At 64.4% G+C, this 24,466-nt stretch carries 25 protein-coding genes; 9 read left to right on the top strand and 16 right to left on the bottom strand.

Going from position 1 to position 24,466, the window contains the following annotated elements; translation table 11 throughout:
* Positions 1 to 10: 10 nt before the first annotated feature.
* Positions 11 to 1,930: a TadE/TadG family type IV pilus assembly protein gene (locus JQK15_RS10355; protein WP_037521012.1), complete on the bottom strand. Its 1,920-nt coding sequence runs from the start codon at positions 1,928 to 1,930 to the stop codon at positions 11 to 13.
* 139 nt (positions 1,931 to 2,069) lie between these two features.
* Here JQK15_RS10355 and JQK15_RS10350 point away from each other — a divergent pair, with 139 nt between their 5' ends.
* Positions 2,070 to 2,729: a hypothetical protein gene (locus tag JQK15_RS10350; RefSeq protein WP_097382640.1), complete on the top strand. Its 660-nt coding sequence runs from the start codon at positions 2,070 to 2,072 to the stop codon at positions 2,727 to 2,729.
* 45 nt (positions 2,730 to 2,774) lie between these two features.
* A complete protein-coding gene (locus JQK15_RS10345) occupies positions 2,775 to 3,239 on the top strand; it encodes an EF-hand domain-containing protein (RefSeq protein WP_214865379.1) in 465 nt (154 codons plus the stop codon).
* A gap of 16 nt (positions 3,240 to 3,255) precedes the next feature.
* Here JQK15_RS10345 and trmFO read toward each other — a convergent pair whose 3' ends face one another.
* The 5 genes from trmFO to JQK15_RS10320 form a co-directional block, all read right to left on the bottom strand.
* Complete coding sequence (gene trmFO, locus JQK15_RS10340) at positions 3,256 to 4,602, bottom strand: methylenetetrahydrofolate--tRNA-(uracil(54)-C(5))-methyltransferase (FADH(2)-oxidizing) TrmFO (protein ID WP_214865378.1); 1,347 nt, start codon at positions 4,600 to 4,602, stop codon at positions 3,256 to 3,258.
* 123 nt (positions 4,603 to 4,725) lie between these two features.
* Entirely contained in the window at positions 4,726 to 5,133 is a 408-nt protein-coding gene (locus JQK15_RS10335) for a hypothetical protein (protein WP_004211806.1), read from the bottom strand.
* A 52-nt stretch (positions 5,134 to 5,185) separates the two neighbouring features.
* A complete protein-coding gene (locus JQK15_RS10330; RefSeq protein WP_004211807.1) occupies positions 5,186 to 5,557 on the bottom strand; it encodes a hypothetical protein in 372 nt (123 codons plus the stop codon).
* A gap of 20 nt (positions 5,558 to 5,577) precedes the next feature.
* Entirely contained in the window at positions 5,578 to 6,600 is a 1,023-nt protein-coding gene (locus tag JQK15_RS10325) for an SRPBCC family protein (protein ID WP_214865377.1), read from the bottom strand.
* 61 nt (positions 6,601 to 6,661) lie between these two features.
* Positions 6,662 to 7,207 (bottom strand): GbsR/MarR family transcriptional regulator, encoded by a 546-nt coding sequence (locus JQK15_RS10320; RefSeq protein ID WP_214865376.1) that lies wholly within the window; start codon positions 7,205 to 7,207, stop codon positions 6,662 to 6,664.
* A 150-nt stretch (positions 7,208 to 7,357) separates the two neighbouring features.
* On the opposite strand from JQK15_RS10320, the gene JQK15_RS10315 reads away from it, so the two are divergent.
* The 3 genes from JQK15_RS10315 to JQK15_RS10305 all read left to right on the top strand — a co-directional run bounded on the left by JQK15_RS10315 (position 7,358) and on the right by JQK15_RS10305 (position 9,740).
* A complete protein-coding gene (locus JQK15_RS10315) occupies positions 7,358 to 8,515 on the top strand; it encodes a DSD1 family PLP-dependent enzyme (RefSeq protein ID WP_214865375.1) in 1,158 nt (385 codons plus the stop codon).
* Entirely contained in the window at positions 8,515 to 8,901 is a 387-nt protein-coding gene (locus JQK15_RS10310) for a RidA family protein (protein WP_214865374.1), read from the top strand. The genes JQK15_RS10315 and JQK15_RS10310 overlap by 1 nt, the downstream gene beginning before the upstream one ends.
* 71 nt (positions 8,902 to 8,972) lie before the next feature.
* Complete coding sequence (locus JQK15_RS10305) at positions 8,973 to 9,740, top strand: ThuA domain-containing protein (RefSeq protein WP_214865373.1); 768 nt, start codon at positions 8,973 to 8,975, stop codon at positions 9,738 to 9,740.
* Between the two features lie 36 nt (positions 9,741 to 9,776).
* Here JQK15_RS10305 and JQK15_RS10300 read toward each other — a convergent pair whose 3' ends face one another.
* Entirely contained in the window at positions 9,777 to 11,078 is a 1,302-nt protein-coding gene (locus JQK15_RS10300; RefSeq protein ID WP_214865372.1) for a dicarboxylate/amino acid:cation symporter, read from the bottom strand.
* A 194-nt stretch (positions 11,079 to 11,272) separates the two neighbouring features.
* On the opposite strand from JQK15_RS10300, the gene JQK15_RS10295 reads away from it, so the two are divergent.
* On the top strand, positions 11,273 to 12,640 hold the full coding sequence (locus JQK15_RS10295) for a M20/M25/M40 family metallo-hydrolase (RefSeq protein ID WP_251007689.1): 1,368 nt from the start codon (positions 11,273 to 11,275) through the stop codon (positions 12,638 to 12,640).
* Between the two features lie 118 nt (positions 12,641 to 12,758).
* Here JQK15_RS10295 and leuA read toward each other — a convergent pair whose 3' ends face one another.
* The 8 genes from leuA to miaA form a co-directional block, all read right to left on the bottom strand.
* Positions 12,759 to 14,432 (bottom strand): 2-isopropylmalate synthase, encoded by a 1,674-nt coding sequence (gene leuA / locus JQK15_RS10290; protein WP_214865370.1) that lies wholly within the window; start codon positions 14,430 to 14,432, stop codon positions 12,759 to 12,761.
* A 230-nt stretch (positions 14,433 to 14,662) separates the two neighbouring features.
* Entirely contained in the window at positions 14,663 to 15,268 is a 606-nt protein-coding gene (locus JQK15_RS10285) for a YceI family protein (RefSeq protein ID WP_214865368.1), read from the bottom strand.
* A gap of 4 nt (positions 15,269 to 15,272) precedes the next feature.
* The gene (locus tag JQK15_RS10280; RefSeq protein WP_214865366.1) at positions 15,273 to 15,893 is read right to left on the bottom strand and encodes a YceI family protein; all 621 of its coding nucleotides are present in this window, start codon (positions 15,891 to 15,893) and stop codon (positions 15,273 to 15,275) included.
* A gap of 115 nt (positions 15,894 to 16,008) precedes the next feature.
* Positions 16,009 to 17,028 carry a ketol-acid reductoisomerase gene (gene ilvC, locus JQK15_RS10275; RefSeq protein WP_004211826.1) on the bottom strand — a complete coding sequence of 340 codons (1,020 nt, stop codon included), beginning with the start codon at positions 17,026 to 17,028 and terminating at the stop codon, positions 16,009 to 16,011.
* Between the two features lie 89 nt (positions 17,029 to 17,117).
* Positions 17,118 to 17,633 (bottom strand): acetolactate synthase small subunit, encoded by a 516-nt coding sequence (gene ilvN, locus JQK15_RS10270; RefSeq protein WP_004211828.1) that lies wholly within the window; start codon positions 17,631 to 17,633, stop codon positions 17,118 to 17,120.
* Complete coding sequence (locus tag JQK15_RS10265) at positions 17,633 to 17,980, bottom strand: hypothetical protein (RefSeq protein WP_010337168.1); 348 nt, start codon at positions 17,978 to 17,980, stop codon at positions 17,633 to 17,635. The genes ilvN and JQK15_RS10265 overlap by 1 nt, the downstream gene beginning before the upstream one ends.
* The gene (locus tag JQK15_RS10260) at positions 17,977 to 19,728 is read right to left on the bottom strand and encodes an acetolactate synthase 3 large subunit (protein WP_214865364.1); all 1,752 of its coding nucleotides are present in this window, start codon (positions 19,726 to 19,728) and stop codon (positions 17,977 to 17,979) included. Before JQK15_RS10260 ends, JQK15_RS10265 begins: the two co-directional genes overlap by 4 nt.
* 104 nt (positions 19,729 to 19,832) lie before the next feature.
* Entirely contained in the window at positions 19,833 to 20,777 is a 945-nt protein-coding gene (gene miaA, locus JQK15_RS10255) for a tRNA (adenosine(37)-N6)-dimethylallyltransferase MiaA (RefSeq protein ID WP_214865362.1), read from the bottom strand.
* On the opposite strand from miaA, the gene serB reads away from it, so the two are divergent.
* The 3 genes from serB (at position 20,776) to JQK15_RS10240 (ending at position 23,634) form a co-directional block, all read left to right on the top strand.
* Positions 20,776 to 21,654, top strand: coding sequence for a phosphoserine phosphatase SerB (serB, locus tag JQK15_RS10250; RefSeq protein ID WP_214865360.1), 879 nt, complete (start codon positions 20,776 to 20,778; stop codon positions 21,652 to 21,654). The two genes, miaA and serB, sit on opposite strands and share 2 nt — an antisense overlap.
* Positions 21,655 to 21,814: 160 nt before the next feature.
* The gene (locus JQK15_RS10245) at positions 21,815 to 22,072 is read left to right on the top strand and encodes a hypothetical protein (RefSeq protein ID WP_010337163.1); all 258 of its coding nucleotides are present in this window, start codon (positions 21,815 to 21,817) and stop codon (positions 22,070 to 22,072) included.
* Positions 22,073 to 22,140: 68 nt separating this feature from the next.
* Positions 22,141 to 23,634 (top strand): L,D-transpeptidase family protein, encoded by a 1,494-nt coding sequence (locus tag JQK15_RS10240; RefSeq protein ID WP_214865357.1) that lies wholly within the window; start codon positions 22,141 to 22,143, stop codon positions 23,632 to 23,634.
* An 18-nt stretch (positions 23,635 to 23,652) separates the two neighbouring features.
* Here JQK15_RS10240 and JQK15_RS10235 read toward each other — a convergent pair whose 3' ends face one another.
* The gene (locus JQK15_RS10235; RefSeq protein WP_214865355.1) at positions 23,653 to 24,402 is read right to left on the bottom strand and encodes a MauE/DoxX family redox-associated membrane protein; all 750 of its coding nucleotides are present in this window, start codon (positions 24,400 to 24,402) and stop codon (positions 23,653 to 23,655) included.
* Positions 24,403 to 24,466 lie beyond the last annotated feature (64 nt).

Below are 24,466 nucleotides of genomic sequence, written 5' to 3'. Positions count from 1 at the left end.
GGCCAGCGCATCAGTTGGACAACCGCAAGCCGCCAATATTCTTGGCGATGTTCTGGAAGGTCGTTTTCAACTGCGCTGCGGAATAGTTCATGCTCCAATGATTGGCGCTGCTGGCGCAATTCTGCAAAGGAGTGCTCATCACGTTCGAATTGCTGAATCCGATCACCCAGATGGTGATCCCCTTGGACTTGATTGCATTGCACATCATTTCCAGGCGACGGTTGTGAATGGCCGTCAGGTCGTCATTGGAAGCGCCGGCGGGACCGTCGCGCTGATCGAGTGTCTGATATCCCCAGGCACCGTAGACATTGTTGTAGGCTTGCATGACGCCGTCGGTCATGAACACGATGTGGCGCGAAATGTTGAAGCCGTTGGGCGCGTTGGCGTTATCCGATGCGAAGATTCCGGTCGGCGACAGGAAGCGCGCGCCCCACATCATACCAATGGTGTGATAGGTCCCGCCAACTGCAACCAGACTGTCGACATAGCTGTCATAGCTGCTGGTTTGACCGTCCGGAATGGCGGTGCGACTGGCGTAAGAGGTCAGCCTACGTGCCTGGCTGGGGCAGGCGACATAGCCGTTGCTGATGTTGTTCGAACTGTTGAGCCAAGAGCCGCCGCGTGTGTATTCGACATCAGGCCAAAATGGGCGCCATTTTGTAGCAGTCGTCGTCGGTGCCGTATCGATCTGAAGATCAAAGGCTGTCGCTGGAATGGAAGAAGTCGACGAATTTGCGTTAATGGTGCTGTCCGTATCGCGTTCCTCGATACAGCCAGACCATGTCGCGTTGGTGCCCCACTCAAAGGCGGGATTCTGGATGGGTTCGCCCTTGATGAAGTCGCTCATGTTGAACGCTACGTTGGTGTAGGTCCAATTGGTGTAACGGGTGCGCCCCGGACCGGGAGTGGTTGAGGTGAAGTAGGTCTTGGTTGTCGTCAGCTCTTTGCGCACGCACACGCGCGCGGTGCTGCCCGATGGGGCGTTCGACGTGCTGTTGTTCCAGCCGCCATAGCTGTAGACGGTCCGTGTGGTGTTGCTGGGCGCGCTGCCGCTTGTGCTCGCGGAGGCATTCTGCCAGTTGGAGCAGTCGGTCCCGTTCAGATTGGTTCCACCTGATCCATTGATCGCATTCTGGGCTGATGTGTAGCAGGTGTTTGAGCCATTGCGCTTGTAGCAGGTCGTGTCCGTCGACGTGTTTTCCCAGTAATACCACGCATAGCGGCTGTTATAAGTCCATGTCTCGCCGGCCGTGCCTCCGAGTACCGCGCTGGTGGGCAATTGGTAACCAACATTCACAGTGGAGCTATAGGGCATGAAGCCGTAGCGGATGCGACCACTGCTGTCGGAGCCAGGACCTAGCGTATCGTAGAAATCTCTTACCGCCTGCTGCAGGGCGGTGAGCTTTACAACCGTGCCTCCTGAGCCATTGGAAATGGAATCTGCCATCGACCCGGTGGTATCCAGCACCAGCATCACATCCGTATTCCCGATGTCGAAACGGGAATCGCAGTTCACGGCCAGCGACAATGTCTGAACGCCGAAGATGCGCATGATGGTGGTCGGGATGGTGGTTTCAGCCGACACCTGGACAGTCGTCGTCTCGCCGGGTTTGCTCTGGATAACGGGTGTGAAGCTCGCGGCGCCGAAGGTCTGCTGCGGGAAATTGAAGTCGAAGAATTTCTTCGCCTCGGCCTTGTTGGCATCGGTCATGGATGAAGCGGTCATCGCACGCCGTCCCGCCAGCGCTGCGGCGTCGCAGGCTTGCTGCATCCGGGCGCGGACCATATAGGCGCGGCTCATGTCCACGCCGCCCCCGATCAGGCCGGCGAGCGGAATGACCGCTGCGGCGACCATGGCGAGCGTGTTGCCCGCCTGGTTGCGCCGAAGCCGGCCGAGGAATGTCATCGCGCGCTTGATCTGCTTGCCCATGTTCCGCATTCACCCATGTCGCCCGTTTCCCCCCAGAACTCTGGACAGGGCCATCGTCGGCCATGCAACGGGACTGGTTAGGGTCTCTATGCGAAGTCTGGTTAAAGGATTGATAAGCCATTTTTAGATCGGGATCGAAATGATGGATCGCACGGACGATCTGGCGCCGCTGGCGCGCCTGCTTTCCGGGCATGCCGGGCGCCTTGCCGAGCGGCATCGGGCGCTCTGGGCGTTGGACCAGCGCTTTGCGCAAATTGCGCGAACAACCAGCGATGCGGCGATCGGGCAGATGCGCCTCGCCTGGTGGCTGGGCGTCGTCATGGACGAGGCGGGCGTCAAGGGACAGGGCGAGCCGGTGGTCGACTGGCTGCGCGCGATCGGTGCGCTGGCCGCGCCCGGTATCCCGGCGATGCTCGATGGTTGGGAAGTGCTGGTGGTGGAGCCGGAGATCGATCTCACCGGCCTGCGCGACTATGCCGCCGGCCGCGGCGGCGGGCTGTTCCAGGCATTGGCCGATGTAGCCGATGCGCCCGACTGGCTGATCGCGGCGGGCAAGGTCTGGGCCTTGTGGGATCTGTCCGCCCATAGCGGCGACGAAGCACTGGCGGATGCGGCCATCGGCCTGGCCCGCGACCTGTTGCCGCAGGTTGGCGATCCGGTGTGGCCCAGGGCGTGGAAGCCATTGCGCATCGCCTATCTGCTGACGCTGCACGATGTCGAGCGGGGGCAGCGGGCGCCGGTCGGGCTGACGCGGAGCATGGCCTGGCGGCTGATGCGGATCGCGCTTGTCGGGCGCTAGTCGATCGCGATAGGCTTCGCTTCGTCACGGATGGGGGAGCGGGCGATGGGACGGTTGCTGGCAGGTGGCATGGGGGCGTTGCTGCTGGTCGCGGCCGGCCTGTTCTGGTGGCAGGGGCGGGCGACCAACGAGCCGCCGCCAAGGGCGCTGATCGCGCCACCGCCGCCACCGGCGAACGAAACGCTGCCCGAGGGCGATCCCGATGCGATCGGGGAGGCGCCGCCCATGCCCGGCGAGGCCAGCCCGCAAAGTCGGGAGGAGAAACGCTTCGCCCGTTATGATCGCAATCGCGACGGCAGCATCAGCCGGGTCGAGATGCTGGGCAGCCGGACCAAGGCCTTCAAGGCGCTCGACCGGAATGGCGACAATCTGCTGTCGTTCGAGGAATGGGCGGTCGCCACATCCGATCGCTTTGGCGGGGCCGATGCCGACAAGGACGGCAAGCTGACCCCGGCCGAATTCGCCACCACCGCGCCGAAGCGGGCGGCGAAACCGCGCTGCAAATGCTGAGCCTGTCCCGGCAGGGTCAGGCCGGTTCCACCACCTCGCCCAGCCAGCGACCGAAAGAGGCGCGAGCGCGGGCGGTATAGGCTTCCTTGCGCTGCTTCTTCTTGACGTCGTCGAGCGTCGGGAACAGGCCGAAATTGACGTTCATCGGCTGATAGTCGGCGGTCTCGACATTGCCGGTGACATGGCCCAGCAGCGCGCCCAGTGCCGTGTCGGCGGGCGGCGGCGTCAGTTCCTGGCCCAATATCTCGGCCGCAGCGAAACGCCCGGCGATGAGGCCGATGGCAGCGCTTTCGACATAGCCCTCGCACCCGGTCATCTGCCCGGCGAAGCGGATATGCGGCGCGCTTTTCAGGCGCAGCGTCGGATCGAGCAGCTTGGGACTCTGGATGAAGGTGTTGCGGTGCAGCCCGCCCAGCCGCGCGAACTCCGCCTTTTCCAGCCCCGGAATGGTCCGGAACAGCTCGACCTGGGCGCCATGCTTCAGCTTGGTCTGGAAACCGACCATGTTCCATAGTGTGCCCGAGGCATTGTCCTGGCGCAGTTGGACCACGGCATAGGGCCAGCGGCCGGTCTTGGGATTGTCCAGCCCCATCGGCTTCATCGGGCCATGGCGCAGCGTTTCCGGCCCGCGCGAGGCCATCACCTCGATCGGCATGCAGCCCTCGAAATAGGGAGTGCTGGACTCCCATTGCTTGAACTCGGTCTTCTCGCCGTCGAGCAGCCCCTGGACGAAGGCCTGATACTGCTCCTTGTTCATCGGGCAGTTGATATAGTCCTTGCCCTCGCCACCGCCGGGGCCGATCTTGTCCCAGCGATTGGCCATCCAGCATTCTTCCATGTCGATGCTGTCGAAATGGATGACCGGCGCGATCGCGTCGAAGAAGGCGAGATGCTCCATGCCGGCCGCTTCGCCGATGCTGCTGGCGAGCGCCGCGGCGGTCAGCGGCCCGGTGGCGACGATGGTCATGCCTTCGGTGGGCAGCGTGTCGATCCGTTCGCGCACGATCTCGACATTGGGATGTTCGGCCAGCGCACGGGTGACGCCGTCGGAAAAGACATGGCGGTCGACCGCCAGGGCGGAGCCGGCCGGCACCTTGGCCGGTTCGGCGCGGTCCATGATCAGCGAGCCGAGGCGGCGCATTTCCTGATGCAGCAGGCCCACGGCATTCTTGTCCGCGTCATCGGAACGGAAACTGTTGGAGCAGACCAGTTCGGCAAGGCCGTCGGTCTGGTGCGCCGGGGTCATCTCCCCGGTCCCGCGCATTTCCGACAGGCGGACCTTGATACCGGCCTGGGCAAGCTGCCAGGCGGCTTCCGAACCGGCGAGGCCGCCGCCGATGACATGGATCTGATGATTGGACATATTTCGCTTAACTTCGCACTTTTCCCGCACATTCGGCAATTTCCGAACGCCAGTGGGACATATTGTTATGAGATGCAATCAGTATAGCGGGCCATGATCCAATAGGACAGGGGCGCGGAAATACTATTCCGGCGTGTAGGCCAGCCAGCCGCTGAGGCCGCTGGTGGCGATCAGGGCAAAGCTCAAATCGGGGACTTCCCCCAGTAGGTCGCAGCCATAAGCCACGCCGAAGCCGATGGCGGCACCGGCGAGCAACCAGAAGGCGCGGGGGGCAAAAAGGGGGCAATGATATGCCAGGACGCGCATCGACGTCGTCCCGATGATGATCGGGATGGCGGCAACCAAGGGGCCGAAGATCAACGCGAAGAGCAATATGAGGGGCAGGATGATGAGGATGCCCAGATCCACCGTAATGGCATCGGGTATGCGGCGATAGAGATCGGCGGCCAGATAGAGCGTCATGAACAGCGGGCCGGCGGTCAGGATCGCGCGGCCGGCGCCGCGAAGATGGGCAGGATCGGCATGGGACATCGGAACCTCCCGGAAAGGGGGAAGGACGGGGCACACCCCCCCCGGCTGGCGATCAGGCAGCCTGGGTATGGCCGTCGTGCAGCCAGCCATTCACCTTGCGACCGAAATGGGCGATCGCGCCCATGTTGAAGAAATGCATTCCGCCCAGCACGAGCACGGCGAGGCCGATCTTGGCGCTGAGGAAGCGGATCGTTTCGGCATAGCTGGTCGGTTCCTTCCCCAGGCTGAGCGTCAGGGTGATGAAGCCGATGTTGACGAGGTAGAAGCCGACGACGAGCAGATGGTTGGTCGACCGGGCCAGTTGCGCATCATGGCCGAAACATTGGGTCAGGAAGACCTCGCCATTTTTAGACAGGGTGCGCGCGACCCAGATGGTGATGGCGAGCGTAATGACCAGATAGAGGGCATAGGCGGTTTCAACCATGGTTCATCTCCTTTTGGCAGTCAGAGGATGGCGGGCGCGACCGGCCGTTCGGCGCGCTGCTTGACGAGGGCGAGCAGGTTCTTTTCGATGTCGCCCAGGAAGATTTCGCCCCACAGCCGGGAATAGCCATTGACCGGGGTCTGCATCCAATAATGGGTGTCGATGATGACGCGGGTGCGGCCGGGGCCGGCCGGTTCCATGCGATAGCCGCCGGTCGTCACCTTGAAATAGGCGCTGTCGGGCATCAGGTGCCGGTCGGTGAACTGCCAGGCGTCGAGCCCGCGAAAATCGAAGCGCCAGCCGATGCTGCGGCCCGGTTGCCAATCGATGATATGTTCGCGAAACCGCACCTGCCGGCCCCAGTCGGCCATGCGGACTGCGCCGATCCCTTCGCCCAGCATATGGGCGCCGAGCGGCCGGGGTACGCCCAGCACATCCTGGGTGAAGGTCCATGTGCCATCGCCCGGCCGGACATCGGGAATGCCGCGCAGCAGCGGCCAGATCCGGTTCGGGCTGGCCTCGACGATGATCGAGCGGCTGACCGTGGCGGTGGCGTCGGGCAGGGGGATCATCGGTTCGACCTGCATCGCGATCAGCGGCATGGCGAGCACCGCCATGCAATAGCTGGTGCCGCGATCGCCGGCGCGACCGCGCAGCCGGTAGGTGGCATAGGCGCCTGCCAGACCGCTGACGATCCACAGCGGGGCGAGCATGACGATGCAGATCACCCCTTCCTTCAGCACCGGGACGGACAGGAGGATGGTCGCGCCCAGCAGCCAGAGCGGCATCGTCATATAATAGCGGCGCGACCGCTCTGCCCATGGATCGCCGACATAGGCAACGAAAGCGGTGAGCGCGGCCGGCAGGAGCAGCAGGAAGGTGAAGCTGACAAGGCCGCTCACGCGGGTAGCGTCGAGCAGCAGATAGACGGTGATCGCAAAGGCCATGGCCAGCGCGACGGCCGAGGCGATGCGCAGCGGGGCCGATCCGGTGCGGACGGGCGGGGCGATGGGGTCAGGGCTTTCGTCGTTTGCGTCAGACATTTCTGTAAACTCCGAAACTGGCGGGCGCAATCGGGCGTCGGGGCGCCTCGATCAGCAGCGACTAGTCCTTGCTCTTGCCGGTGGGGATGAAGCGGGCGACCTTGTTGCCGAGCTTCATGAGGGCGATCAGGGTCGACTTGGGCAGCTTGTTCACCTGCTCATACCAGTTGCCGAGCGTCGACATGAATTCATGCATGCGGGTGATGCGCTCGCGCACATGGGGCGGACAGCTTTCATCCCTGGCGAGGCGCTGGGCTAGGTCGTTCAGCAGGGCAATGGTCGGGTCGATCTCGCGCCGCTTGCGCTCAGCGGCGATGCGGGTGAGCATTTCCCACAGATCGGTTTCCGCAACGAAATGGTCGCGCCGGTCGCCCTCGACATGGACGCGGCGGACGATCGCATAGGATTGCAGTTCCTTGAGCGCGGTCGAGACATTGGAGCGGGCAAGGCCGAGTTGGTCGACAATCTCGTCAGCGGGCAGGGGATGGTCCGACAGATAGAGCAGCGCATGGACCTGGCTGACCGACCGGTTGACGCACCATTGCGTGCCCATCTCACCCCAGTGGAGCAGGAACGCCTTGGCATCGGGATGGTCGAGAAGTGGCATGACATTCCTTTCTGTAAAAACAGAAATAACGGAATGAAGAGAGTCGGGCAAGGGGGCGGTGACGGCGGAGGAAAAATCGCTGAAATCCGTCGAGCCCGTTGAAAAGCCGCGGTATCTCGGCAATCTGCGGATCAGCAACGGAGCCTTCTTATGCCAGCCCTTTCCGACGACCCCTCTTCCCTCGATGGCTTGCCGACGCCGTGCCTGGTGCTGGATGCCGACCGGATGGATCGCAACATTACGCGGCTGCGCGCGCATCTGGACGGGCTGGGCGTGGGGATGCGGCCGCATCTCAAGACCGCCAAGTCGGTCGAGGTCGCGCAGCGGCTGATGCCGACGCCGCAGGGGCCGGCGACGGTATCGACCCTGCAGGAGGCGCGCCGCTTTGCGGCGGCCGGGGTGCGCGACATTCTCTATGCGGTCGGCATCAGCCCGGCCAAATTGCCCGAGATACTGGCGCTGCGGGCGCAGGGCGTGGACCTGGCGATCGTGCTGGATTCGGTCGAGCAGGCTGAGGCGGTCGCGGCCGCATCGCGCGCGGCCGGTACCGCCATTCCGGCGCTGATCGAGATTGATTGCGACGGCCATCGGTCGGGCGTGCAGCCCGGCGATGCGGCGCGGTTGCGCGCGATCGGCTCGGCGCTGGCGCAGGGCGGCGCATTGCGCGGCGTGATGACCCATGCCGGCGGCAGCTATGGCGCGCGCGGCGCGGCGGAACTGCGCGCCTGCGCCGATGCCGAGCGGGATGCCGTGCTGGCGGCGGCGCGGACCTTGAAAGAGGCGGGACATGACTGCCCGGTGATCAGCGTCGGATCGACCCCGACCGCGCATCATGCCACGGACCTGAGCGGCGTGACCGAGGTGCGCGCCGGCGTCTTCGTCTTCTTCGATCTGGTGATGGCCGGGATCGGCATCTGTTCGGTGGACGACATTGCCCTGTCGGTGCTGGCGACGGTGATCGGGCATCAGCGGGACAAGGGCTGGATCTTGGTCGATGCCGGCTGGATGGCGATGTCGCGCGATCGCGGCACGGCGAAACAGGATGTCGATCAGGGCTATGGCCTGGTCTGCGACCGGGACGGGCGGCCCTATGGCGACCTGATCCTGATCGATGCCAATCAGGAACATGGCATCATCGCGCTGCGGCCGGGGGCGTCCGGGACATTGCCGGACCTGGCGGTGGGCGATCGGGTGCGGATATCGCCCAATCATGCCTGTGCCACCGGGGCGCAGCATGATCGCTATCATGTGGTGCGGGACGGCAGCGATGCGGTGGAAGCGGTCTGGCCGCGATTTGGAGGATGGTGATGGACGTGACGCGGGTCGAGACCGACAAGGCGCCGGCACCCGCCGGCCATTATGCGCAGGCGACGATTGCGAATGGCTTCGTCTTCGTGTCGGGGCAATTGCCGGTGGTGGCGGGGCAGGGGCCGCGCAGCGACCTGTCGTTCGAGGATCAGGCGCGGCTGGCGATCGGCAACATGCTGGCAATCCTGGCAGAGGCGGGATGCGGGCCGGAGCGGATCGCGCGCGTCACCACCTATATCGTCGGCGTCGAGAATTGGCCGCGTTTCAACGGCATCTATGCCGAGATGATGGGGGATGCCCGTCCGGCGCGCACGGTGGTGCCCGCGCCCGAACTTCATCATGGCTGCCTGGTCGAGGTGGACGCGATCGGCCTGCTGCCGGGCTGACTACGACCATGGGAGCGCTATCTTTCCACCGCCGCCTGTCCTAGCGATAGGCGAGCGAAGGAGGCAGGCGGATGAGAAACAAGGCCGGGGCGCTGATCGCCCTGCTGGCGCTGTCGGTGCCCGCAGCGGTGCAGGCGGAGGACCAGTATAAGCTGCTCGTCCTCGCCATCCCGAACAAATATCATTATGAATATATACCGATCGCGCGCGACAGCCTGGAGCATCTGGGCAAGCTGCATGATTTCAGCTTCACCTGGGCCAACAACACCTCGGCCTTCGACGGCGATCTCAGCCAATATGCGGCGGTGATGTTCCTCAACACGCCGGGCGAGGAACTGAACCCGGCCCAGCGCGCCAGGTTCGAGGCCTATATGCGGGCGGGCGGCAATGCCATCGTCGTGCATCGCGCGGTCATCACGCCGCCGGGCGAATGGGCCTGGTATGAGAAGATGGTCGGGCGCAGCTTCGTCATCCATCCGATGGTGCAGACGGCGGTGGTGACGCCGACCGACAAGGGTTTTCCCGCCACCTATGGTCTGCCCGATCGCTGGATCTGGACCGACGAATATTATGTCACCGCCAACCCCTATAAGGTGACGATCCATCCGGTGCTGAATGTCGAGGAAAGCAGTTACGACCCGACCAAAATCTGGCCGGGGCAGGTGACGAAACCGATGGGGCGGGAGCATCCCGTCGCCTGGTATCATGCTTATGAGAAGGGGCGGGTGTTCGTCACCACGCTGGGCCATAATGGCGAGATGTATCGCGATCCGCGCTATCTCGACCATCTGATGGGCGGCATCTACTGGACGGCGACCGGGCGCGGCCAACTGCCCTGACGGCGGCGCGGAACGCCCGCGCCGCCCGGTTTTCGATCAGGCGGCGACCAGTTCGCCTTCGCCATAATAGGCGCTCTCGTAGAGAATGCCCTCGCGCTTGGCGACGATCACGCCGACCAGCACCTGGCCCGCGACATTGACGGCGGTGCGGCCCATGTCGAGGATCGGGTCGATCGCCAGCAGCAGGCCGGCGCCTTCGAGCGGCAGGCCGAGCGTCGAGAGGGTGAGGGTCAGCATCACGATCGCGCCGGTCAGGCCGGCGGTCGCGGCCGAGCCGATGACCGAGACGAAGACGATCAGCACATAGTCGATGAAGTGCAGCGGGATGCCATAGAAGCCCGCGACGAAGATCGCTGCCAGCGCCGGATAGATGGAGGCGCAGCCGTCCATCTTGGTGGTCGAGGCGAGCGGGATCGCGAAGGCGGCATAGCCCTTGTCGACACCCAGCCGCTCGGTCACGGTCTCGGTCACCGGCAGGGTGCCGACCGACGAGCGCGAGACGAAGGCGAGCTGGATCGCCGGCCAGGCCTTGGCGAAGAAGGGGCCGGGTTTCAGACCATTGGCGATCAGCAGCAGCGGATAGACGACCAGCAGCACGAGGCCGAGGCCCAGATAGATGGCGGCGGTGAAGGTGCCGAGCTGCGCCAGCGCGCTCCAGCCATAGGTGGCGATCGCGGTGCCGATCAGCGCGGCCGAGCCGATCGGCGTCAGGCGGATGACCCAGCCCAGGATCGCACGGACGACGGCGAGCAGCGAGCGGACGAAGGAGAGAAAGGGCTCCGCCTTGTCGCCGACCTTCAGCGTGGCGAGGCCGACCGCGATCGAGATGACCAGCAACTGCAGGATGTTGAACGAGATGCTGGTGCTGGCGCTGCCGTCGGTGATCTTGGTGCCGGCCGAAAGGGCCAGGCTGTTGCCGGGGACCAGACCTTTCAGGAAATCGAGCCAGCCGCCCACGCTATCCGCTTTGCCCATGGCGAGCGCGGTGCCGTGCAGGCCCGCGCCCGGCTGGACGATCAGGCCGATGGCAAGGCCGATGCTGACCGCGATCAGCGCGGTGATCGCGAACCAGAGCAGAGTCTGGCCGGCGAGACGGGCGGCATTGTCGAGCGCGCGCAGATTGGCGATCGACGCGACGATCGCGGCGAAGACCAGAGGTGGAACGATCGCCTTCAAGAGCGAGACGAAGATCGACCCGACCGTCTTGAGCGTGGTCGCGAGCCAGTTGAGGTCGCCATCGGGGCCTGCGCCGATCTGGCGCGCGACGAGACCGAGGGCAAGGCCCACGACCATGCCGAGCAGAACCTGGAAGCCGAAGCTGCGATAATTGAGGGCCATGATGGCATTTTTCCTTTGGACGACCGGCGCGCTATATCGGATGGCATCTATCCGATTGCGCGCAAGCAATTCTTTCAAGGGGTTCAGTGCGGATAAGGTGGCCCTCTTTCCGCGCGCCGTTCGATCAAACGCATGGAACGGCGCGATCCGCTATGCCACAATCGCCGCTCGGGTCCATCAGGGAGTATAAATATATGCAATTGCGGGGGATATTGCTGGCGGGGGTGATGCTGGCAATGCCAGTCGGGGCGCAGGCGGCGGCGGATGCCGGCGCGGCCAAGGAGATATTGCAGCGATCGGTCGCGTTCAAGACGGTCGAGGGCGCGGGGCAGGTGCCGGCGCTCGCGGCCTATTATGCGTCGGTGCTGAAGCAGGCGGGCTTTGCCGATGGCGATATCGTCATCACCCCGATGGGCGAGACCGCGACCCTGGCGGCGACGATCAAGGGGCGCGACCCTAGCCTGAAGCCGATGCTGATGATCGGTCATATGGACGTGGTGGCCGCCAACCGCGCCGACTGGACACGCGATCCCTTCGTCCCGGTCGAAGAGGATGGCTATATTTTCGGGCGCGGCTCGGAAGATAATAAATATGATGTCGCGATGATGGTCGCGACGCTGGCGCAGCTCAAGAAGGAGGGCTGGACCCCGCGCCGCACCGTCATCCTGCTCTTGTCGGGCGACGAGGAGACCAACATGGTCACCACCAAGGCGCTGGCGGCGAAATATAAGGATGCCGAGCTGCTGCTGAACGGTGATGGCGGCGGCGGCCTGCTCGACGAGACCGGCAAGCCCGTCCTCTACCAATTGCAGGCGGGCGAGAAGACCTATGCCGATTTCGAGATCGGCTTCACCGATCCGGGCGGCCATTCGAGCGCGCCGACGCCCGGCAACCCGATCTATCGGCTGGCGAAGGCGATCGACCGGATCGCGGCCTATCAGTTTCCGCCGATGATCAACGAACTGACCAAGGCGTCGCTCAGCCTGTCTGCGCAGCGGATCGGCGGCGACGTGGGGGATGCGATGCGCCTCTATGCCGCGACCCAGGATCCGGCATCTGCGGAACTATTGTCGAGCCGGCCCGAATTTGTCGGGCAGGTGCGCACCACCTGCGTCGCGACCATGCTGTCGGGCGGCCATGCGCTCAACGCCCTGCCGCAAAGTGCCAAGGTCAGCGTCAATTGCCGGATTTTTCCCGGCGTGAAGATCGACGACGTGAAGGCGCAACTGGTCAAGGTGGTGGATGATCAAAGCGCGACCTTCACCACGCTCAACGATCCGACCGGCAGCGATGCCTCGCCGTTGCGCGACGATGTGGTGAAGGCCGTGGCCGCCGCGATCAAGGCGCGCTCGCCCGCGATCACGGTGATGCCGGGCATGTCGGCCGGCGCGACCGACAGCCTCTATTTCCGCGCGCTGGGCGTGCCCAGCTATGGCGTCTCCAGCCTGTTCATGAAGGCCGAGGACGGCTTTGCCCATGGCCTGAATGAACGGGTGCCGGTGGCGGGTATCGCCGCATCACTGGCCCAGTGGGACAGCGTGGTGCGGGCGCTGGCCAAGTAACGGCTATCCTTAATCCGTTCGGGCTGAGCGAAGTCGAAGCCCGACACTGAGCGAAGCGAAGTGGCCTCCCGATGGTCGGCCGTGCCCTTCGACTTCGCTCAGGGCGAACGGATGGATATCAGCCTCGCACGGCCACCGCATTGGCGGCCGAGAGGACGGCCTTGACCGATGCGGTCGCGACGTCGCTGTCGGTGCCGATGCCGAAGACGGTGCGGCCGTCGGCGGTGCGGCATTCGACATAGGCGGCGGCGTTCACGTCGGTGCCGGCGCCGATGGCGTGCTCATTATAGTCGGCGACCTCCAGCACCACGCCCAGTTCGTCGCGCAGCGCAGCCAGCACCGACGAGATGAGGCCGTTGCCACGGCCCGAGATCGAGCGCTCGCCGCCTTCATGGACGATCTTGCCGGTGAAGATGCGGTCGCCTGCGCTGCCGCTCTCATGATAGTCGATCAGGCTATAGGCCTGGTCGCCGGTCTGGTGATAATAGTCGTCGAATGCGGCCGAAATGTCGGCGGCATTGAGTTCGCGGCTCGACTGGTCGGCCAGCGCCTGCACCACCTTCGAGAAGTCGGCCTGCATCCGCTTGGGCAGCTTGTAGCCCTTGTCCTGCTGCAGCACCCAGGCGACGCCGCCCTTGCCCGACTGCGAATTGACGCGGATCACCGCCTCATAGTCGCGGCCCAGATCCTTGGGATCGATCGGCAGATAGGGGACGTTCCAGAACAGGTCGTTGCGCGCTTCCTGCGCGGCAAAGCCCTTCTTGATCGCATCCTGATGGCTGCCCGAGAAGGCGGTGAACACCAGCTCGCCGGCATAGGGGTGGCGCGGGTGGACGGGCAGCTGGTTGCAATATTCGACGGTCTGGATGACTTCATCGATGTCGCTGAAGTCCAGTTCCGGGTCGATGCCTTGCGTGTACATGTTGAGCGCGACGGTCACCAGGTCGCAATTGCCGGTGCGTTCGCCATTGCCGAACAGGCAGCCTTCGATGCGGTCGGCGCCGGCCATGATGCCCAGTTCCGCGGCGGCGACGCCGGTGCCCCGGTCATTATGGGTGTGCAGCGAGATCACCACGCTGTCACGGCGCGAGATGTTGCGGCAGATCCATTCGATCTGGTCGGCATAGATGTTGGGGGTCGCGCACTCGACGGTGGCGGGCAGGTTCAGGATCAGCGGCCGTTCCGGCGTCGGCTGCAGGATGTCCATCACCGCCTCGCAGCATTCCAGGCTGAAATCCAGCTCGGCGGTCGAGAAGGTTTCGGGGCTATATTCGAAATGCCAGTCGGTGTCGGGCATCCGCGCCGCATTGTCGCGCAGCAGCTTGGCGGCGTTGATCGCGATCTGCTTGATTTCCGGGCGTTCCTTCTGGAACACGATGTTGCGCCAGGCCGGCGAGATCGCGTTATAGACATGGACGATCGCCTGCTTCGCGCCACGCAGGCTTTCGAAGGTGGTGGCGATCAGATCCTCGCGCGCCTGGGTCAGCACCTGGGGCATGACATCGTCGGGGATGGCGCCTTCCTTGACCAGGCCCGAGATGAAGTCGAACTCGGTCGCGCCGGCGGCGGGGAAGCCGACCTCGATCTCCTTGACGCCGACCTTGACCAGCAGGTCGAAGAAGCGGCGCTTCTTTTCCGCATTCATCGGGTCGATCAGCGACTGGTTGCCGTCGCGCATGTCGGTCGACAGCCAGCGGGGCGCCTTGGTGATGACCTTGGACGGCCATTGGCGATTGGGCAGGTCCACCTGGGGGAAGGGGCGGTATTTCTGCGAAGGATCTGTCAGCATCATGGGATCAAACTACTTCCTGGCTCGGGACGCTATGGCGCGCTCCGGGGTACGACTTGACTGTGATGAATGCCCTTAGGCGGATCGACGCTGCCCTTAGCCGGAAGGCAGCACAAAAGCCACGCCTAAGGGCGTGTAAGTCGTAGCAGGGTAAGAAGCGCGACGCTCTGCATGATGCTGTCCCCATAAACGCGGACGGGAGGAGCGTAAAGCCGTTTCTTGCGAAAGGGGCGTCAGGTGCGACGGAAAATTGCGTCGATGGTCAGGTCGACCTTGTCCGACACGAAGGGGCGGCCAAAGCCCATGCCATAATCGCTGCGCTCGACGGTCATGCTGCCGGTGAAGTGAAGGGTGGCGATGCCGGGCGCTTCGTCGGGCGTGACGCCGGTCAGCTGCACGGACAGGGCGACCGCGCGGGTCTGGCCATGCATGGTGAGTTCGCCGGGAATGATCGTCGCGCCATCGCTGCCGGCCAGCGGCGCGTCCCTGGCGGTAAAGCGCGCGGTCGGGAAATGGGCCATGTCGAAAAAGCTGTCGCCTTTCAGCATGGCGTCGGTCGAAGCATCGCCCGTGGTCATCTTCTCGACCGGGAAGCGGATGTCGACGTCGGCCCGTTCGGGGCGGGTGGGGTCGATCAGCACCATGCCTTCGGGCTGGGTGAAATCCCCCTCATAGCCGCCGATCAGGGCCTTTACATGGAAGTGGACCCTGGTCGCTGCGCCATCCACCAGATAGCGGCCCGGCGCATAGAGCGCGGGGCCGCCGTCCGGACTGGCCGTCGCCGGCCCGCACGCGAACACGCTCAAAAGCAGGATCGCGCGGGCCGGGCGGGGGATCATCGCATCACTTCTGGAAGGCGACAATAATCTTCAGTTCGACATTGTCGCCGACGACGGGGACGAAGCCGCCCATGCCGAAATCGCTGCGCTTGATCGTGCTGGTCGCGACGAAGCCGACATTTTCCTTCTTGTTCATCGGGTTTGCACCGGCGCCATAGAATTCGGCGTCCAGCGTCACCGGCTTGGTGATGCCCTTGATGGTCAGGTTGCCGGTGATGTCCGCGCCGGTCGCGCCATCGGTCTTCACGCCGGTCGACACGAAGGTCGCGGTCGGGAACTTGGCGGCGTCGAAAAATTCGGGCTTGGCGAGATGCTCGTTCAGCGCCGGAATGCCGGTGGTGAGGTTGGCGATCGGCAGGGTGATCGACACCTTCGAGGCCGAGAGATTGGCCTTGTCCAGCGTCAGCGTGCCGGTCGGCTGGGTGATGACGCCCATATTGTTGGTGAAGCCCATATGGTCATAGGCGAAGACGATCTGGGTGTGGCTGGGTTCGACGCTGTAGGTGCCGCCGCTGACCTTGGCGACATCCTTGCTGCCGGGGACGGCCATCGGGGCCTGGGCGATGACGACAGTACCACCGGCGACCGCGATCAGGGCAGCGGCAGAGATCAGATATTTGCGCATGGGAAACGCTCTCCAAAAGCATTCAAGGGACGCGGCACAGAATATGCCACGTCCCTCGATTGTTCCAGAGGCGTAACCGGAAACGGATCGTTCCGTTTCCGGTGCGCGAAAGGACTTAGTTCTTGTCCTTGTTGACCAGCTTGTTGGCGCCGATCCAGGGCATCATGGCGCGCAGCTGCGAGCCGGTCTTTTCGATCTGGTGGGCGGCAGCCTGCTTGCGGCTGGCCTTGAGTTCGGGCTGACCGGCGCGGTTGTCGAGGATGAAGTCCTTGACGAAGCGGCCCGACTGGATGTCGGCCAGAACGCGCTTCATTTCCTTCTTGGTTTCCTCGGTGATGATGCGCGGGCCGGTCTTGATGTCGCCATATTCGGCGGTGTTCGAGATCGAGTAGCGCATGTCGGCGATGCCGCCTTCATACATCAGGTCGACGATCAGCTTCAGCTCGTGCAGGCACTCGAAATAGGCCATTTCCGGGGCATAGCCGGCTTCGACCAGGGTTTCGAAACCGGCCTGGACCAGCGCGGTGGCGCCGCCGCACAGAACGGCCTGCTCGCCGAACAGGTCGGTTTCGCATTCCTCGCGGAAGTTGGTCTCGATGATGCCGCTGCGGCCGCCGCCGACTCCGCTAGCGTAGGACAGGGCGATGTCATGGGCGTTGCCGGTCGCGTCCTGATGGACGGCGATCAGGCAGGGGACGCCGCCGCCGCGCTGATATTCGCCGCGCACGGTGTGGCCGGGGCCCTTGGGCGCGATCATGATGACGTCGATGTCGGCGGGGACTTCGATCAGGCCGAAATGGATGTTCAGGCCATGGGCGAAGGCGAGCGCGGCGCCGGGGCGCAGATTGCCCTTGATGTCGGCTTCATAGATGGCGGCCTGATGCTCGTCGGGCGCCAGGATCATCAGCACGTCGGCCCACTGGGCGGCTTCCTTGTTCGGCAGCACCTTGAAACCGGCGCCTTCGGCCTTCTTGGCGCTGGGCGAACCGGGGCGCAGCGCAATGGCGACTTCGGCAACGCCGGAGTCGCGCAGATTCTGTGCATGGGCGTGGCCCTGCGAGCCGTAGCCCAATATGGCGACCTTCTTGCCCTTGATCAGGCCGATGTCTGCGTCGCGATCGTAATAAACCTTCATTGGAAAACCCCTTCTCGTCCCCCCATGCAGGGGGCGTTAGACAATAGTGGTGGAAAGAAACGCCGCCTGTGACGGCGCGGAATGGAATATCAGGCCGGCTCCTTGCCGCGGATCAGGCCGGCGACGCCGGTGCGACCGACCTCGACCAGGCCGATCTGGCGCATCAGGCCGACGAAATTGTCGATCTTCTCGGTCGTGCCGGTGATCTCGAAGATGAAGCTCTCGATCGTGGTGTCGACCACCTTGGCACGGAACACGTCGGCCAGGCGCAGCGCCTCGATCCGGTCCTCGCCGGTGCCGGCGACCTTGACCAGCGCCAGTTCGCGCTCGACGAACGGACCGGCGTCGGTCAGGTCGGTGACCTTGTGGACCGGCACCAGCCGGTCGAGCTGGGCGATGATCTGGTCGATCACCTTGGGCGGGCCGTTGGTGACGATGGTGATGCGGCTGATCGCATGGTCGTCGGTAATGTCGGCCACGGTCAGGCTGTCGATATTATAGCCGCGCGCGGTGAACAGGCCGGCGATGCGGGCCAATATGCCCGCCTCGTTCGACACCGTCAGCGACAGGACGTGCCGCTCGCTCTGTTCTTCGTGGATATGCATCAGATGCTGTTCCCGTCTTCCATTTCTTCGCGCTCGGGGCGCGGCGAGATCATGCCGATAAAGGCATAGTGCCAATCATCGTCCTGCGGGTGGGCGAGGCGGACGGGAAAGGCCGTCACCGCGTCGAACATCCGCAGAAGATGTTCGCCCACATAGCGTGGGCCGGCCAGCAGCCGATCGACCTGCAGGCCATGATATTCGAACCCGCTATCCAGATGCACTTCCCATTCCTCATTGTCGGGGTCAGCATGGTCGCTGGTCCAGCCGGTGAGTTCGGTCGTGCCTGTGATCCGTTCGAAATCCCAGGGTTCGGTCACGAAAATGCGGACCTTGGCGGGGGTGGTCACACCAGTGCCTTTGCCTCATCCGACATGACGCCTTCGATCTGGTTGGGATCGAGCAGCATTTCGGTATGGGCCGCACCCGACGGGATCATCGGGAAGCAGTTGGACAGCTTTGCCACGCGGCAGTCGACGATCACGGGGCCGTCGGTTTCCAGCATCTGGCGGATGCCGGCCTCCAGTTCCTGCGGCCCTTCGATGCGGATGCCGGTCCAGCCATAGGCTTCGCCCAGTTTCACGAAGTCGGGCAGGCTGTCCGAATAGCTGTTGGAATAGCGGCTTTCATAGGTCAGTTCCTGCCACTGGCGGACCATGCCCATATATTCATTGTTCAGGATGAAGATCTTGACCGGCAGGCGATACTGGCTGGCCGTCCCCATTTCCTGGATGTTCATCTGGATCGAGGCGTCGCCGGCGATGCAGATGCTGATGCTGTCGGGATTGCCCATCTGCGCGCCGATGGCGGCCGGGAAGCCATAGCCCATCGTGCCCAGACCGCCCGAGGTCAGCCATTTATTGGGGTCTTCAAAACCGAAATGCTGGGCCGCCCACATCTGATGCTGGCCGACTTCAGTGGTGATGATGATATCCTTGCCGGTCGCGCGGGTCGCCTTGTAGAGGTCCGCGATCGCCTTTTGCGGCATGATCTCGCTGCCGCTTTCGGGGTAGGACAGGCTCTTCTTGGCACGCCATTCGGCAATCCGCGCCCACCAGCCCGACAGGTCCGCCTTTTCATGGCCGCGCTGCTTCCACAGGGCGATCATGTCCTCCAGCGCGCTGCCGACATCGGCGACGACCGCGACATCGACGTCGACGATCTTGTTGATCGAGCTGCGGTCGATATCGATATGCACCTTGCGGCTGTTGGGGGCGAAGGCGTCCAGCCGGCCGGTGACGCGGTCGTCGAAACGCGCGCCGATGCAGAGGATGAGGTCCGCCTGGTTCATCGCCCAATTGGCTTCATAGGTGCCGTGCATGCCCAGCATGCCGACCCACTGGTCGGACGAGGCGGGGAAGGCGCCCAGACCCATCAGGGTAGAGGTGACGGGTGCGCCGGTCATCGCCGCCAGTTCGCGCAGCAGGGCGCTGGCCTGCGGACCCGAATTGATGACGCCGCCGCCAGTGTAGAAGATCGGCCGCTCGGCCGCGGCCAGCATCTCGACCGCCGTATCGATCGCGGCGGCATCCGCCTTGGTCTGCGGATGATAGCTGGCATGGACCTTCAGCTCCGGCCGGGCATAGGGCGCGGTCGCGATCTGGACATTCTTGGGAATGTCGACGACGACCGGGCCGGGGCGGCCGGTGGTGGCGATATGGAACGCCTCATGGACGACGCCGGCCAGCTTGGCCGGATCCTTCACCAGATAATTATGCTTGGTGCAGTGGCGCGTGATGCCGACCGTGTCCGCCTCCTGGAAGGCGTCGGTGCCGATCAGTTGCGTGGGCACCTGACCCGTGATGACGATCATCGGGATCGAATCCAGCAGCGCGTCGGTGATGCCGGTGACGGCATTGGTCGCGCCGGGGCCAGAGGTGACCAGGACGACGCCGGGCTTGCCGGTCGAGCGGGCGTAGCCCTCCGCCATGTGGGTCGCGCCTTGCTCGTGGCGCACTAGGACATGCTTGATCGTGGGGTGATTATAGAGCGCGTCATAGATAGGCAGCACGGCGCCGCCCGGATAGCCGAACACAACTTCGACGCCCAGATCAACCAGGCACTCGACCAAAATGTCCGCGCCGCTCTTTTCGGCCACGATGAAACTCCTCTTTTTTAAGATGCTGGCTCGCGGGTCTGCGCCGTCGCGCCCGCATTGGCAAGGCGCCAGCGTCTAGAGGACATAAAATGCGTGGTCAACCCCTATTGTTGTAATTTAATTGCTAATTCATTGGCAATTTCAGCATCAATCGATCTCTTTTCGCGATGCCAGTCCTGCGGTGGCTGGTTGGAGAACCAGGTATATTGGCGTTTGGCATATTGGCGCGTGGCGAGCTGGCCACGGGCCATCATCGTGTCACGATCGATGTCAGCTTTGAGCCAGGCGGCGATTTCCGGCACGCCGATCGCGCGCATCACCGGTAGGTCGGGATTGAGGTTGCGGGTCAGCAGCGCCTCCACCTCGGCAACGGCGCCCTGATCGACCATCAGTTCGAACCGCCGGTCGCACCGTTCGATCAGCCAGTCGCGCGGCGGCAGCAGGATCATGGGTGAAATACTGATGCGGTCGGCGATGCCGCCCTGCTTGTGCTGCTGCCATATCTTCAGCGGTTTGCCGGTCGATCGCACCACCTCCAGCGCGCGGGCAACGCGGGTGGTGTCGGCCGGGGCGAGGCGGGCAGCGGCCTCCGGGTCTTCGATACGCAGCGCTTCATGCGCCTGCGCCACCGGCATGGCGCGCACGGCCGCGCGGATATCGGTGTCTATCTCCGGCACCGGCGCGATGCCGTCGAGCAAGGTCCGTATATAAAGGCCGGTGCCGCCGACCAGCACCGGCAGCTTGCCGGCTTCATGGGCGGCGTCGATCTCCGCCCTGGCCTCGGCGGCCCAGCGCGCGGCGGAGCAGGCTTCGGCCCCGTCGATATGGCCGAACAGGCGATGGGGCACGCCGCCCATTTCCTCTTGCGACGGGCGGGCGGACAGGATCGCCAGGTCGGCATAGACTTGGCTGGCATCGGCATTGATGACGACGCCGTCGGCGATCTGGGCCAGGCGGACGGCGAGCGCGCTCTTGCCGCTGGCGGTCGGCCCGGCAATAAGCGCGACCGGTGGGCGGGATTCGCCCGGCATATGTGCGGGAGTGTTCATGTTCGTCGCGACCTTAGTGGCAGTTGAGACCCTGAAACAGGCGGATATTGCCGAAGCGGCCGGACGGCTGGCCTCTGCCGGCTGCGCCCCGGTCGATAGCGTCTGGCTGGACGAGGGCAAGGCGGCCGATATTTTCTTCGGCAGCGATCCTGTCACTGCCCGTGCGGCGCTGACCGATATTGGCGACCGGGTCGACGTGATCGTGCAGATGGTGGCGGGCCGCGAGAAGAAGCTGCTGATCGCCGACATGGATTCGACCATGATCACGGTCGAGTGCATCGACGAACTGGCCGACTATGCCGGGATCAAGCCGCAGATTGCCGAGATCACCGAACGGGCGATGCGCGGCGAACTGGATTTCGAAGGCGCGCTGCATGGCCGCGTCGCCCTGTTGAAAGGGCTGCCCGACAGCGCGATCGACCAGTGCCGCGAGGAGCGGGTGGTGATCATGGGCGGTGCCCGCGAACTGGTGCGCACGATGAAGGCGCGCGGCGCGCGCACCCTGCTGGTGTCGGGTGGCTTCACCCGCTTCACCGGGCCGGTGGCGGCGGAAATCGGCTTCGACGTCCATGTCGCTAATGTACTGGAAATCGCCGATGGCGCGCTGCTTGGCACCGTTACCGTGCCGATCGTCGATGCCGCGCGCAAGCGCACCGAACTGGAGGCCGCAATCGACGGCGGGATTGACCGTGCGCTGACGCTGGCGGTGGGCGATGGCGCCAATGACATTCCGATGATCGAGGGGGCTGGGCTGGGCGTCGCCTATCATGCCAAGCCCAAGACCCGCGCAGCGGCGGCGGCCGAAATCGTCCATGGCGACCTGTCGGTGCTGCTCTATGCGCAGGGCATCGCTTCGGCCGACTGGGTCCGCGACTGATCCGATATGCTCAACGGCTGGGCGTGCTTGAGGCACGTCCTGCCGTCATTGCACAAGGGTAATGGATTCCATTTCGCCCCTGAACCGTTGTCGTCGCACTGCATCCCGGCAGTGGGTCCAATTGGCGTTGCGACAGGATCGTGGCGCACAGGGAGATGGTATGAAAATCCAGACAATGGCGCTGGTCGCCGGTAGCCTGCTGGCGCTGAGCGCCTGCTCGAAAAATGATGCGCCGGTGACCAGCGCGCCGCCGCTCGGGCCGGGCGCGATCGCCGGCACGGTGGCCGCAGACCGCAATGGCGATGGCTATGTCGACGGCTATTACACGTCGGATGGCATCTATCATCCGGTCCAGGGACCGCCCTGTCCGCCGCCCCCGCCGCCGCCGGCGCCGCCCCGTTCCGGAGAACGCGGCTGAGCAATCTTCCTTTCCGGGCGCGGCATTTCCGCCGCGCCCCCCGACATCCTGTTTCCCTGATCCTCGCCATGCTGATCGCCGGTTCCGTGCCGGGGATGGCGGCTGCGCAGCCGGCCGCCAGCGACACGGCGGCGCGGTCGAGCGTGGCCGCGGAAATCCGGTCGGCGGCGAGCGGCAAGCTGCGCGATTTCTATGGCACGCGCGGCTATTGGCCGCTGTGGATCGACAAGGGCAAGGTCCGCGCCGAACCGGCGCAAGCGCTGCTGACGCTGCTCGACAGTGCCGATCAGGACGGGCTGCGATCGCGCGACTATGATGCCAGGGGATTGTTGCGGGCGATCAAGGAGGCCGATGCCTCGGGCGACCCCAAGGCGCTGGCGCGGGTCGATGTCGCCCTGTCGAAGGCGCTGGCTGCCTATGTTGCCGATGTCCGCCGCCCGTCCAAGGCGGTGAAGATGCGCTATCTCGACCCCGAGGTGGAGCCGCAGGCTCCCGATGCGGCGGAGGTGCTGCGCGCGGCGGCGGTCGCGCCGTCGCTGGCCACCTATGTCGAGAAGGCGGGCTGGATGAGCCCGCTCTACATGAAGCTGCGCGCGGCGAGCGGTGCTTATGCAACGCGCTGGGGCGGCCTGCCGGCGGTGAACGTGCCGACCGACGTCAAGCTGCGGCCGGGCGGATCGAGTGGCGAGATCGCGATCCTGCGCCATCGGCTGGGGCTGCCCGACGGGGTCGATTACGACAAGGCGCTGGCGGCCAAGGTCAAGCTGTTCCAGGCCGATCACGGGCTGGATGCCGACGGCATTGCCGGCGCGCAGACGATCGAGGCGCTCAATCGTGGACCGGGCCATTATGCCCGGATATTGACGCTCAATCTGGAGCGGGCGCGGCTGCTGCCCGGCCCATGGGTGCGGCATGTCGAGGTCGATGCGGCATCGGCGCGGCTCTATTATTATAGCGGCGGCGAATTGGACGGATCGATGAAGGTCGTGGCCGGCGCCAAGGAAAGCCAGACGCCGATGATGGCGGGCATGATCCGCTATGCGACGCTCAATCCCTATTGGAATGTCCCGCCCGACCTGGTCGAGCGCAAGATCGCCCCCAAGATACTGGACGGGGCGACGCTCAGGAAGATGCGCTATGAGGCGCTGAGCGACTGGACCGCCGACGCGCAGACGCTGAACCAGAGCGAGATCGACTGGCAGGCGGTGGCAGCGGGGCAGCGCGAATTGCGCGTGCGCCAGTTGCCGGGCGGCAATAATGCCATGGGGAAGATCAAGTTCATGTTCCCCAATGACCTGGGCATCTATCTGCACGACACACCTGACCGGGCTTTGTTCGCCAAGCCGGTGCGCCATTTCAGCAATGGCTGCGTCCGGCTGGAGGATGCACAGCGTCTGGGGCGCTGGTTCTTCGGCAAGACGCCGACCGCAGAGAGCGACGCACCCGAACAATATGTGCCGCTGCCCCGGCCGGTGCCGGTCTATCTTACCTATCTGACGGTGGTGCCGACGGCGGACGGGGTGCAGTTCCTGCCCGACGATTATGGACGGGACGGGGAGTAATCTCCCCGTCCTGCCGGCTCAATGGATGCCGGCAACCATCCAAAGCGCCATGGCGACCATCATGACATTCTCAGTCAGCGAGACGAAGCCGAGCGGCACGTTGCTGCTGCCGCCGACGCAGGCGCATTTGAGTTCGCGCTTCTCGATATAGACTGCCTTGAACACCGATGTCGCGCCGATGCCGCCGATGAACAGGGCGACCGGGATCGACAGCCAGGGGGCGAGGCCGGTCAGCATCAGCGCGCCCGCGCCCAGTTCCAGGAAGGGATAGATGCGGCCATAGGGAATGACGCGGCGGGCGAGCAGGTCATAGTTGAGGAACATGGTCGCAAACCGCTCCACATCCTGCAGCTTCAGCATGGCAAGCAGCATCATGGCGATGGCGATGAACCGCTCGAGCGTCAGCAGGCCGACCAGCGGCGCCAAGGTCAGCCAGTTGATCGCCAGCGCCAGCAGCGCGGCGACGACAAAGACGGCCAGCACCGGCACATAGCTGGTCGCGCCGGGCACCGGCACCTTGAGGCCCAGGAAGCGGCGCAGATCGTCATGGCCGCCGATCCGCCGGCCGTCGATGAAGATCTGGGGCGTCGTCTTCACGTCATGTTGGGCCTTGAAGGCGTCGGTCTCGGCCCGGCTGGCGAGGGCATGATCCTCGACCCGATAGCCATGGCGGCGCAGCAGCCAGCGCGCCTTGAGGCCATAGGGACAGACATGGCCGGGCATCACCATACGGTAGATTTGAGCGACCTTTTCCGGTCCTTGGGGCATTGCATCGTCCTTGTGTCAGGCTTGTATCGAGTGCGATGCCCCTCATATAGGGTCTGTACCATGG

Source organism: Sphingobium sp. BHU LFT2 (assembly GCF_018604485.1).
Taxonomy (GTDB): Bacteria; Pseudomonadota; Alphaproteobacteria; order Sphingomonadales; family Sphingomonadaceae; genus Sphingobium; species Sphingobium yanoikuyae_A.
Note: the sequence above shows the minus strand (reverse complement) of the source record. Positions and strands in the feature narration are given on the sequence as shown.